This window comes from Candidatus Cloacimonadota bacterium, assembly GCA_020532085.1.
Lineage (GTDB): Bacteria > Cloacimonadota > Cloacimonadia > Cloacimonadales > Cloacimonadaceae > Syntrophosphaera.
Genome location: JAJBAV010000051.1, coordinates 1 through 11,455 on the forward strand (window position 1 = coordinate 1; position 11,455 = coordinate 11,455).

13 protein-coding genes are annotated in these 11,455 nt (G+C 56.5%); 6 read left to right on the forward strand and 7 right to left on the reverse strand.

Annotated elements, in window-relative coordinates; all coding sequences use genetic code 11:
* Together LHW45_10195 and LHW45_10200 are read left to right on the forward strand one after the other, a co-directional pair.
* Positions 1–683: efflux RND transporter periplasmic adaptor subunit (locus tag LHW45_10195; GenBank protein ID MCB5285941.1), on the forward strand; the 683-nt coding region annotated here is incomplete at its 5' end.
* A 12-nt stretch (positions 684–695) separates the two neighbouring features.
* Positions 696–3,809 (forward strand): CusA/CzcA family heavy metal efflux RND transporter, encoded by a 3,114-nt coding sequence (locus LHW45_10200; protein MCB5285942.1) that lies wholly within the window; start codon positions 696–698, stop codon positions 3,807–3,809.
* A 186-nt stretch (positions 3,810–3,995) separates the two neighbouring features.
* Here LHW45_10200 and LHW45_10205 read toward each other — a convergent pair whose 3' ends face one another.
* Genes LHW45_10205 through LHW45_10215 form a run of 3 tightly spaced genes read right to left on the reverse strand, consistent with a single transcriptional unit; the run spans position 3,996 to position 5,593 of the window.
* Positions 3,996–4,184, reverse strand: a complete 189-nt coding sequence (locus tag LHW45_10205) for a hypothetical protein (protein MCB5285943.1) — start codon at positions 4,182–4,184, stop codon at positions 3,996–3,998.
* A 27-nt stretch (positions 4,185–4,211) separates the two neighbouring features.
* Entirely contained in the window at positions 4,212–5,111 is a 900-nt protein-coding gene (locus tag LHW45_10210; protein ID MCB5285944.1) for a permease, read from the reverse strand.
* A gap of 53 nt (positions 5,112–5,164) precedes the next feature.
* A complete protein-coding gene (locus LHW45_10215; GenBank protein ID MCB5285945.1) occupies positions 5,165–5,593 on the reverse strand; it encodes a MarR family transcriptional regulator in 429 nt (142 codons plus the stop codon).
* Positions 5,594–5,812: 219 nt separating this feature from the next.
* Between LHW45_10215 and LHW45_10220 the strand changes: the two genes are divergently transcribed.
* The 4 genes from LHW45_10220 to LHW45_10235 all read left to right on the forward strand — a co-directional run bounded on the left by LHW45_10220 (position 5,813) and on the right by LHW45_10235 (position 8,162).
* The gene (locus LHW45_10220) at positions 5,813–6,148 is read left to right on the forward strand and encodes a metalloregulator ArsR/SmtB family transcription factor (GenBank protein ID MCB5285946.1); all 336 of its coding nucleotides are present in this window, start codon (positions 5,813–5,815) and stop codon (positions 6,146–6,148) included.
* A 147-nt stretch (positions 6,149–6,295) separates the two neighbouring features.
* The gene (locus LHW45_10225) at positions 6,296–6,526 is read left to right on the forward strand and encodes a thioredoxin family protein (GenBank protein MCB5285947.1); all 231 of its coding nucleotides are present in this window, start codon (positions 6,296–6,298) and stop codon (positions 6,524–6,526) included.
* Positions 6,527–6,579: 53 nt separating this feature from the next.
* Positions 6,580–7,353 carry an arsenite methyltransferase gene (locus tag LHW45_10230; protein MCB5285948.1) on the forward strand — a complete coding sequence of 258 codons (774 nt, stop codon included), beginning with the start codon at positions 6,580–6,582 and terminating at the stop codon, positions 7,351–7,353.
* A 122-nt stretch (positions 7,354–7,475) separates the two neighbouring features.
* The gene (locus tag LHW45_10235; GenBank protein ID MCB5285949.1) at positions 7,476–8,162 is read left to right on the forward strand and encodes an SOS response-associated peptidase; all 687 of its coding nucleotides are present in this window, start codon (positions 7,476–7,478) and stop codon (positions 8,160–8,162) included.
* Positions 8,163–8,178: 16 nt separating this feature from the next.
* Here LHW45_10235 and LHW45_10240 read toward each other — a convergent pair whose 3' ends face one another.
* The 4 genes from LHW45_10240 to LHW45_10255 form a co-directional block, all read right to left on the reverse strand.
* Positions 8,179–8,349: a DUF3237 domain-containing protein gene (locus LHW45_10240; GenBank protein MCB5285950.1), complete on the reverse strand. Its 171-nt coding sequence runs from the start codon at positions 8,347–8,349 to the stop codon at positions 8,179–8,181.
* Between the two features lie 146 nt (positions 8,350–8,495).
* Positions 8,496–8,648, reverse strand: a complete 153-nt coding sequence (locus LHW45_10245; protein MCB5285951.1) for a hypothetical protein — start codon at positions 8,646–8,648, stop codon at positions 8,496–8,498.
* Between the two features lie 15 nt (positions 8,649–8,663).
* Complete coding sequence (locus LHW45_10250) at positions 8,664–9,467, reverse strand: AAA family ATPase (GenBank protein MCB5285952.1); 804 nt, start codon at positions 9,465–9,467, stop codon at positions 8,664–8,666.
* The gene (locus LHW45_10255; GenBank protein ID MCB5285953.1) at positions 9,464–10,720 is read right to left on the reverse strand and encodes an IS481 family transposase; all 1,257 of its coding nucleotides are present in this window, start codon (positions 10,718–10,720) and stop codon (positions 9,464–9,466) included. Before LHW45_10255 ends, LHW45_10250 begins: the two co-directional genes overlap by 4 nt.
* Positions 10,721–11,455 lie beyond the last annotated feature (735 nt).

Here is an 11,455-nt window from a genome sequence, read left to right on the forward strand (position 1 = left end):
AACTCGCCGCTGCCCGCAGCCTGTTGCAGCGCCTGGGCCTCGGCACAACGGCCATCGAGGCCATCTCCGCCAGGAATGGGGGCGAGGCCTTGAACGGTGTTCTGGTGGTCCGCGCCTCGAGGGAAGGGATTGTTATCGAAGGCAATGCCGGTTCAGGTGAACAGGTCGAAGCGGGCAAACCGCTGTTCACCATCTCCGACCTGGAGACGGTGTGGGTTCTGGCCGACGTGCAGGAGGCGGACCTCGCCGTCCTTGCCAATACCTCCGGCAAGGCGGCCAAAATCGAGACCATGGGCCACAGTTTCACTGGCCGGCTGGAGACAGTGGCTGGCCGGATGAACGAAACGACCCGTACCGTCAAGGCCCGCTTCAGCTTCGCCAATCCCGGGGGGCTGCTCAAACCCGGCATGTTTGTCACGGTCCGTCTGCAGTTGCCCGCCCAGGGGGAATCTCTGGTTGTGCCCAAGGTGGCCGTCCTGGCCGACGAGGGTCGTACCTTTGTCTTCATCCACAAGGAAGGGGACTATTGGATCCGGCGGCCGGTCACGCTCGGCGCGCGTTTCGAAGACAAGGTGGAGATCACCGCGGGCCTCACGGCCGGGCAACGGATTGTCACGGATGGCTCCTTCCTGCTGAAAAGCGATGTGCTGCGCAGCAAGATGGGCGCCGGTTGCGCGGATTGAGGGGGAAACGCCATGGAACGATGCATCACCTTCCTTCTCGGTCGGCGCTGGATGGTCCTCACCGTGACCACGCTTTTGGTTGCCGCGGGCTGGATGGCCTGGACCCGACTGCCCATCGATGCCTTTCCGGATGTGACCAACGTGCAGGTGATGGTGCTCACCGAAGCGCCCGGACTTTCCGCAGTCGATGTCGAGCAGCAGATCACCTATCCCATCGAGCAGCAAATGGGCGGCGTGCCCCACGTCACCCAGGTGCGCTCGCTCTCCAAGGCCGGACTTTCCCAGGTCATTGTCGTCTTTCCGGACAACACGGATATCTATTTTGCCCGGCAGCAAATTTTTGAACGACTGACCGTTGCCCGCGAACACCTGCCCGCAGGTGCCGAACCGGAACTCGGCCCCATCAGCACCGGCCTGGGCGAGATTTTCCAGTACACCCTGGAAGGTGCCGGCATGACCGCCATGGAACTCCGCCGTCTTCAGGACGCGGTGGTCACGCCGCAACTGCGCCCCCTGTCCGGCGTCAATGAGGTCAACAGCTTCGGTGGTTTTGTGCGCCAATATCACGTCCTGGTCAACCAGGAGGCGCTGCTTAAATATGACCTCAGCCTGCGGACGGTCGTGGAGGCCCTGGCAAGGAACAATGCCAATGCCGCCGGCGGATTCATCGTCCGCGAATGGGAGCAGACCTATATTCGCGGCTTGGGGCAACTCACCGGGGCGAACGACATCGGCGGCGTAGTGCTCAAATCCCATAACGGTACGCCCATTCATGTCAACGATGTGGCGGAGGTCACGGTCGGGCATCAACCCCGCCAGGGCGCTGTCACCCGGGACGGTCAGGGCGAGACGGTGGCCGGCATGGTCATCATGCTCCGCGGCGAAAACTCCAAGGAGGTAGTCAGCCGGGTCAAAGAGGCGCTCCCACGCATCCAGGCCAGCCTGCCTGACGGGGCGCACATCAACGTGTTCTACGACCGCACCGATCTGATCGAGGCCTGCATCAAGACCGTGGTCGACGCGCTCCTGGAGGGTGGCGTCTTTGTTATCCTGGTACTTTTCCTCTTTCTTGCCGAATTTCGATCCGCGGCCATTGTCGTGCTGTCACTGCCCATCACCTTTCTCATTACCTTTCTCATCATGGGCTGGGCCCATATCAGTTCAAACCTGATGAGCCTGGGCGGACTCGCCTTTTCGGTGGGTATGGTGGTCGACGCGGCCATTGTCATCGTCGAGAACGTGCGCCGCCATTTTGCCGAGCACCAGGAAAAATCCTCGAAAATCCGGATTGCCGCGCGGGCGGTGGCCGAGGTGGCGCGGCCCGTGTCGTTCTCCGTGCTGATCATCGCCATCGTCCTGGTTCCGCTTTTTTCCCTGCAGGGCATAGAGGGCAAGATGTTCTTTCCCCTGGCGGCTACCATGATCATCGCCATTCTGGTGTCCCTGGTGGTGGCGCTGACCGCAGTACCGGTGCTGGCAGCCATGGTGCTCAACCAGCGGCCGGAGAAGGAGTTCCGGTTCGTGCGCAAACTAGGTCAAGGATACCTGGCGCTACTGTCCTGTGCTCGCAGGCGCGCGGTGGTGACCATGACCCTTGCTGTTCTGGCCCTTGCCGCGGCAGGTTGGGCCGCAACCCGTATCGGCACCGAGTTCATGCCCCACCTGGATGAAGGCGCCATTGCGGTCAATGCCGTGCGCCTGCCCAACGCCTCGCTGGAAGGCTCGGCCACGGTCAGCAGTTTTATCGAGAAGCGGCTGCTGGCCACCTTTCCCGAGGTCCTGACCGTGGTCAGTAAAACCGGTCGGGCCGAGATCTCCGAAGACCCCATGGGGCCGGAGCAGACCGACTTTTTCATCATGCTGAAAGCCAAGAAGGAGTGGACTTCGGGACGCGACAAGGCGCAACTGGTTGAGGCCATGAATCGGGAACTCTCGACAATTCCCGGCATCCGGCTGTCTTTTTCCCAGCCCATCGCCCTCCGCGTCAACGAGTTGATCTCCGGGGTGAAGAGCGACCTGGCCGTCAAGGTGTATGGTGAGGATCTGGACACATTGAAAGGTTTTGCCGATCGAATTGCCGCAATCCTCGGTGGCATCGAAGGCGCACGGGATGCCAAGGTGGAACAGGTTTCTGGCATGGAACAACTTGAGATCACCTACGACCGCCAGCAACTCGCCCGCTACGGAGTGAATACCGGGGATGTCAACGAGGTGATCGAGATCGCCCTGGCCGGACGCGAGGCGACGAGAATAGTGGAAGGTCCCTTGCGCACCGCCACCGTGGTCCGTCTGGCCGAGAACGACCGGGTCGATCTGGAGTCCCTGGAGCAGTTGCTCATCCGAGGGGCATCCGGTGAACCGCTGCGCCTGGGCCAGGTGGCCCGGTTCGACCTGGTGGAAGGACCGGCCCAGATCGGCCGGGAGAAAGGGATGCGCAGGGTGGCCGCCGAAGTCAATATCCGCGGCCGGGATCTCGGCAGTTTTGTCGCGGAAGCGCAGGAAAAACTGTCCCCCGTCGAGCAGGAATTACCGTCCGGATTCTTCCTTGAGTTCGGCGGTCAGTTCGAAAACCAGCAGCGCGCCATGCAACGGCTCAGCATCGTCGTGCCGGTGGCTCTTTTTCTCATCTTCTGTCTTCTGTATATGGCCCTGGGCAACATCAGGGACTCGCTGCTCGTCATTCTCAACCTGCCCTTTGCCCTGGTGGGCGGCATCCTGGCCATTTGGGTTTGGGGGCTGCCACTTTCCGTGTCGGCAGCTGTCGCCTTTATCTGCCTGCTCGGGATCGCGGTGCAGAACGGGGTGGTGCTCATCGCCTTTTTCCGGCAATTGCGGGAAGCGGGAGGCAGCATCGAGGAGACCATCCACGAGGGCTGCCGTTTGCGCTTCAGACCGCTGCTCATGACCGCGCTCACCAGCTTTATCGGCCATCTGCCCATGCTCTATGCCACCGGTTCCGGTGCAGATATTCAAAAACCCCTGGCCGTCGTGGTCATGGGCGGGCTGGTGACTTCGACCATCCTGACCCTGGTTGTCCTGCCGGTATGGTATGGATGGCTGGAACAACGGTTTGGCCGGCACCGGGAGGAGAAAGGAGAACTTTCAATGCCGCAGAGGGGGATGTAAACGTTCAACGAGGGGCCGGCGCGACGCGCGGCTACCGCAACAGGATCGTGTGCAAAAAAAATTTCAAACCGTTGGCTCTTGCGCAAAATTACGCCAACACACCTTGAAAAAAGGCCAGCCTACTTTGCGAGACAGGAAACAAGTGGGCTGGCCTTGGTGGAAATTTTTTTGTCGAACATCTTCCTTTCAGCGGTTTTTCTTTTCCGCCTGACCAGAAAATTGTTCGGATTTGTTCACTAAGTTCTCATCCTCTTGGGCAACACTGTTACCGCCCTCATCTTCCTTGTCTGTCACCTCTTCCACCTGGAAGGAGCAACAGCACGATTTTTTACCGAATAAGGTTTTGAGAAAGCTCGTTTTTTGTTCTTTTTCCATTTTTCCTCCACACCTCTACTTTGATATTTAAAGCAGTGCGTTAAAAATATATCCCGCACTAACAGCCGTTGTCCAAATGACCAAAACAATAGAGGCGACCAGGCGAGTTCTGAAAATACTCGCCAACATAGCCATTTCAGGTATTGCCATTCCCGCACCGCCGATAATCAGGGCGATGACGGCCCCCATGCTCATGCCCTTTTGAGACAACGCTAAGCCAATGGGAATGGCTGTTTCGGCCCGGATATACAGTGGAACACCAATCGTTGCCGCGACCGGAATAGCGAGGGGGTTTTCTGGACCCGCAAGGCGGGCAACCAGATCCTGGGGGATGTATCCATAAATACCGGCGCCAATGGCCACACCTATCAAGAGATAAACTAAAACGGCTCTAAAGTCTCTCCAGGCAGAAAAGAAAGCCACTTGCATTTTGCCAAGAAATCCAGAAGGAGCACCGTCTAACTGGTTACCATTGCAACATGCGGCTTTTATCCTGACATTTTTTACATACCGAGCACCTCCCGTTTTTTCAAGGATGAGGCCAAAGACGATCGACCCGGTGAAGGTCACGCTGAAATAGAACAAACAGGCCTTATATCCCATAAGCGCCCAGACCATGCTGATGATGATCGGGTTCAGCAAGGGCGAAGAAATCACAAACGACATGACCGGTCCGAATGGTGCACCGGCGTTCAGCATGCCGAGCGTCATGGGAATGGTTGAGCAAGCACAGAATGGTGTTAGCGTCCCCACGACAGCTCCCAGAACATTTCCCCAAATGCCACCTCGCGAGAGCCACTGCCGGAGTTTCTCTTGGGGTATGTATTGTAAAGTCAGAGCAACCAGCATGCTAATCCCCAGGAACAGGGCCGTCAGTTCGGCCGTAATTATGAGGAAATATTGCAAAGTGTTGAGAAAATTATTCATGTAGGCCACCCTTCTTTATGGTTGACTATATCAACTATTTGTTCAAAAAATTTTTACCCTTTCAAGGATTTTGCCATGGTCAGCAAAACCGGCACGACCTCCGTAGCGATCTGAGGAGGCATCTTCGCTACGAGTTCATGTATCTTTTCGAGATAGCGGGAGTCTGTAGATTTCAGCACCAGTTCGCCTTTCTCTGTGATGTCTACGCAGCAGAATCGGGCGTCATCATGGGATTTGATTTTTTTCACATAACCTTTCTTCTCTAAACGATTGACGACCCTGGTTGCGCCGCTCTTGGTGAATCCCAAGGAAATCCCAATATCCTGCACGGGGCAATCCTTGGTGCTCGAGACTTTGTCCAGGGCGATAAACTCCGGCATCGTGAGGTTATCGCAGCACTCACCGTTCAAGCCTTTTGGACCAAAGTGCCAGACGATCTCAAGGAGCGATCGGCTGAGTTCTGAAATCATTGAGTAGTTCACCTTGTTCTCCATAGGGTGATGTATGGCTTGCCCGGTAGCGGGGGACGGTTTTGCCTTGCCCTGAGTGGTTCCGGCAGAGGTATAGCCTTATCAGTTGACCGCGTCAACTTTTTAACGAAAAAAGCGCACTCCGATACCTGGGCCTGAAAAAGCATTGACAGATATCCCCACGAAGTTAAAATTTATACATGTAAATATTTAAATATAAGGATTAGCCCGATGCAAACCTTCCTGCGAGTCATGAAAGCCCTGTCGGATCCCAACCGGGTCCGAGCGCTTAAGCTGCTCGAGAAACAGCCTCTTTGCGTGTGCGAGATTCAAGAGATTCTGGGCATAGCCCAGCCAACGGTGTCCAGCCACATGAAAATCCTTGAAGAAGCTGGTTTGGTAGCAAAAGAGCGGCAGGCAACGTGGGTTATTTACAGCTTGGCTGAAGACAGCAAATCAGAATATGCTCGAACCATGATAAACGTATTGAAAGATTCGCTCAATGAAGATGTCGATTTGAAAAAAATGGTGAAATCGATGTCAAGTTGTATCTGCCGTCCAATATAACAGCAGGGAAAAAGAATATTTTTTAATTCTCTTGTCAAGTGACCACCAGCTGGTAGTTATTAAAAATTTTAACAATACTAAAATTTTATCAAGCGTTTATTGGAACTTACAGCTCACTTGTCCTTTTTTCCAAGGAGAAAAAACACAATGGAAATTAAAATTTGCGGTCCTGGATGTGCTTCCTGCGAGAAGACTCAGCAGGTCGTCGAGGCGGCTCTCGCTGCGAAAGGTATCACTGCAAAGATCATCAAGGTAGATGACTTTCAAGAGTTCCTCAAACTCGGCGTTTTTTCAACCCCCGCTGTTGTTATCGATGGTCAAGTTAAGTGCATTGGTCGGGTACCGAAGCAGGCTGAAGTGGAAAAATGGATCGGCTGATAAAGCGCACGATGTTGAATGTTCCAATATTTGCATGAGGGAAAGATGCTCCCATGTTGAAAAATAATGAAATCCGACAAGCGGTCCATGATCTGTATAGCCAAGCGGCCAATAATGGGTGTGGTGGATCGACCTGTTGCAGTGGCTCGAAACCAGAACTCGCTGAACATATGGGCTACAGTCCTGATGAATTGAAAGCGGTTCCCACTGGCGCCAATTTGGGTTTTGGCTGCGGAAACCCTCAGGCTATTGCGGCCCTGAAGTCTGGTGAAACGGTGCTGGATCTCGGCAGTGGGGCGGGATTTGACTGTTTTCTGGCGGCCAGACAAGTTGGTGAGAGCGGACAAGTGATCGGTGTGGACATGACCCCGGAGATGTTGTCCAAGGCCCGGGCTAACGCAAGCAACAATGGTTTTCTCAACGTCGAGTTTCGCTTGGGAGAGATTGAGCATTTACCGGTTGCTGACAACTCCATTGATGTCATTATTTCGAATTGTGTCATCAATCTGTCAACAGACAAGCCTCGTGTCTTTGAGGAGGCATTCCGTGTCCTGAAACCTGGCGGTCGCCTCGCCCTTTCCGATATTGTTGCCCTCTCCGAGTTGCCTGAACATTTACGGGACGACTTGTCATTACATGCGGAGTGTATGGCCGGAGCAACACCTGTTGCAGAGTTAGCGAAAATGCTCCAAACTGCAGGATTCGAAAATGTTCGAATAGCTCCAAAGGATAAAAGTAAAAATATTCTGGAAAAGTGGACAAAAAATAAATCTTTACATGAAATCATTGTCTCAGCTGCAATTGAAGCGATTAAACCAAAATTTTAATTTCCCTTAGGTAAACTCCCGGATTTGCCGGGAGTTTACCTAAGGGAAATTATTCAAAGCCATCGAGTTGGCTCTCTACCGGTGTTTTGCTCCCATCAACCCCATGAACGATCGAGACAGCCATGTGCGGCAGGTTCGCATTCTTCGTCAAGGGCCAGTTCGGCTACGAGTCCCTGCAGTTGTCGGAACCGCCGCGCTTCGAGCGGTACAACATCGCGCCGTCCCAGGAGATCCTCGCCATTCGCACCGCCCCGGAGGCGGGACGCCCTGAATGGGTCATGCTTCGCTGGGGCTTGGTGCCTTTCTGGTCCAAGGAACCCGGGGGCAAACGTCCGCTCATCAATGCCCGGGCCGAAGGGATCGAGGCCAAGCCTTCCTTCCGGGGTCCTGTGCGGCACCGTCGCTGCATCGTCCCCGCAAGCGGATTCTACGAGTGGGGTCGCCAGGGGACAGGCAAGCAACCCTATTTTGTACGGCCTGCTAAGGAGGAGGTCTTTGCCCTGGCCGGCATTTGGGACCACTGGGAGGGAAAGCAAGGAGAGGTCATCGAGTCCGTGGCCATCATCACCACCTCGGCCAATGAACTGGTGCAGCCGATTCATGATCGGATGCCGGTGATCCTCGAAGAAGAGGATGTGGCTGAGTGGATCGCAACCGCGACAAAACTCGAGAAGGCGCTGGCAATGCTCAAACCCTGTTCATCGGCGAGATTGGTGGCTTACCCGGTGAGCAGCCTGGTCAACAGTGCCCGCCATGACGGGCCGGAGTGCCTTGCCAGAGTGAGCCAAATGCTTCCTGGCCAGCTTTGAGGGTAGAGTTCCGGCACTATTTCATCTCAAAGATATCATATTTGATGGCGTGCCCACGCTGAAGCGATACCATCTTCCCAACCGCCTGGACGTGATTAAGCCAAGCGTATTTGGTCGAAGCTGTTGTGAAGCGAGGCACGACCAGGAAATAGCCGTCGGCATGGGTGACAGCCTCCCCTTTGTTCAACCGCTCGCCAGCTTCTGTTGCCTCTCACATTAAATGGTTTTGCTTTATCTGATTATCTTGACAGTGTTTTCTGATTATTTTGCTACGCTTCCCCGTTTGCTTAACAGGCTCACCTACAGGGAAGCGTTTCCCTGTTGCGTTTTCGTTCAGAAGGGTTCTTCGTCGAATGCCGTCTTTTCCAGGAAGGAACCGTCTTGGTCGGTGGTCAAGTAGCGGCAATAGTCTTTGACCAAGGTGTCCAGTTCCCTGATCAGGTTGAGCAAATCAGCGAGGAAAGAGATGTGCTGTTCGGCTTTCATAGATATCTCCTTGCGTTAGAGTAATTCCGAGTCCGCTGTTCTGACATGATCGGCGGTAACATGCTGGGATTTTTCCGCCGCTGCGGCGATGAGCGCCCCTCGGGCCAAGTGGTTGGCCTTGCGAAACAGTCCTCCTGAGCCCTGATGGACAGCGGTGAGGGCCTGCTCGTCGAACGGGGAGTTTTTCAGGCCGGCGAGGGCGAGGTGATGGTTGACGTAGAGTTCCATACGTTCTCTGTTGACCGCCTTGAGATGGGCCCTGGCCACGACGCGTGAGGCCAGGGGGATGGCGGTGCGATAGAGGAGGTTGTCGGCGAGATTGTTCTGCCCGGCAAGGATGACGGGCAGCCAGGGTTTGGAATCACCCTCGAACTGGGTGAGGGTGTGCAGTTCGGCAAAGACGTCCAGCCGGAGCAGGGAGGCCTCGTCGATGATGAGCAGCGGTTGCTGTTTTTTGGTACTGACCAGGGCCTGTATCTGCTGGCGGATGAGCCTGGTGAGGACCGCCCTGGAAGACGAGACGGTGTTGATGTCGAGTTCTGCCAGCAGTTGGCGATAGACCTCGAGGATGGAGCCGGCGGTGGCGGTGATCCACAGGGTTTTATATCGGGAGGGGTGAAGCTGTCCGGCCGCCCAGCGCAGGGAGGTGGACTTGCCGGCGCCGACCTCGCCGGTGACCAGGGCGATGCCGCCGATGCGGATGACGTACTCCACCCTTTGGCCGATGGCGAGGAGTTCGTCGGTTTGGAGGATGGCGCTGGTTTCCAGATCGGCGCTGAACGGTTCCCTGGTCAAGCCGAAGAAGGGTCTGTAGCTCATGGTTGGCCCTCCCCGAAGGGCAGCATCCCCTGTTCCGGTTTGTCTCTCTGCACCGTGGTGTTGACCGTGAGATCGAGCGGCAGGAGAAGGCCATGGGAGCGGCCCTGATGGACGATCTCCACCCGCTCGGGCTTGTGCTCGTGATAGAGGAGACTGAGCTGCTCGCCGATGAACCGGGTGGGTGCTTCGTAGAGGCGGCCGTCAATGGAGACGGTCCGGTCCTTGGTCACCCTTCGCCGCACCTCTTTGCGAAAGTGGTCCTCGAGGTCGACCGGTGGTGTCCTGATGAGTTCGACGTGCGTGGTGAATCGGTTGAAGGGCGCCTGGCCGGTGCTGGAATGGGGCCGTTGATGATACTGTTCGCTGACCCACAGGTCCAGGGTCTCATTCAGCTCCTCCAGGGTGTCCCCCTGGAAGCCGGAGAGCAACTGTGCACGGACCGTGCGGAAGAAGCGTTCGATCTTGCCCCTGCCCTGGGGCGTATACGGCGGGGTATGGATCAGGGCGATGCCCAGTGAGGCGCAGACCCGCTCCAGGTGACGGGAGCGGAAGGCGGCGCCATTGTCGACATAGAGCTTGCGGGGAATGCCCCTGGCCAAAAGGGCCTGGCGGAAGGCATCCAGCCAGGAGTCCAGCCGCTCGGACAGATAAAACTCGGCGTGGGGCAGCAAGCGGGAGTGGTCGTCGAGAAAGGCGACCAGGTAGGTCTTGCGCCGTTTTCCGCCGGCCAGCACCCTGGGGCCGTGCATGACGTCGGACTGCCAGATGTCGTTGGGATACTCGGCCTCATAGCGGCGGCGGTCCGTCTTCACCTCAGTCTTCCTGAGCGAAATCCCCTCCTGCTTGAGGATGCGGTACGCGGTTGCCAACGAGGGCTTCTGCCCCGGAAGACAGAGGTTTCTCTTGCTCAACTCCTCGATCAGCCTGGCGACCGGCAGCCCGGGCAACTCCTTGCGCAGCTTGACCAGGGAAAGAATGGTTTCCTCATCGACCCGCCTGCTTCTGCCCCGGTCGGATCGCGGCGTGGGAGAGAGGGCGACCAGCTGCCGGCCGGAGTTTTCGTACAGCCGAACCCATCGCCTTATGGTGGATGCGGAAATCCTGGTGCGGCCGGAGGCGGGAATATGCCATCGTTGGTCACTCTTCTCGCGGATTCGTTCGGCCAGTGCTCCGGGGTCAAGACGTGTGCAGACCAGTTCGCTGATGACCCCGAATCGGAACAGGGCCACCTCCTCTCGCTCTTTCTCGTGCATGGATACCTCCGTGGTTGCGTGGGCTGGAACGAGAATGTTCCAGCGTCCTCCTGCTACCATCGACGGCTCCATTCGGGCAGGGCTACAACACGGTAGGGTGGTTAGCGCACGATTCGATTCTCCTTTTTGCCGGCTGCGGTGACCGGGATGATGTTGCTTCTGATCAGGCGGCGGAAATTATCCAGACTGCAACCACCGTGGCTGCAGCCAAAGAACGCAAGCAGCAGGCGGCGCATCCGTCTCCACCACTGACGCTGTCGGCCACGGGGCAGGTCGGGACGCCAACGCCCGTGACGCCTGCGGGCGGTGATCGCGAGCAGAACCTCGAGCATGGATGAACGAATTTGGCGAAAAAAACCGCAGGGACGGAGACGGACAATGCAGCAGCAGTGGGGGCAGCGGAGGCGGCGCAGATAGACTGCTTCAACGCAACAGGAGAAATAGGCAAGGACAAAGCCGTGCCACCACAAACCGGCACGACAGCGGGGGCAGCAGCGCGGCTTCTGCCAGGGGAAAGATCGGCCCAACCTGGCAATATCCTTGACTTTGACAGAAACGAAAAGTACCAGTGGATCAACTCTTTCCGGATGGGGATACATCTGGTTGGAGGGGGTGGTGGGTCTTTGCAGAGGCCCATCACCCTGTCCCCCATGACCCGCAAGCCCTGCTGGTCAAAGGTATCTGAATTCTCAGATCCACTCGTTAACAGATTCTGAGAAAAACCTCCTTTTTTTG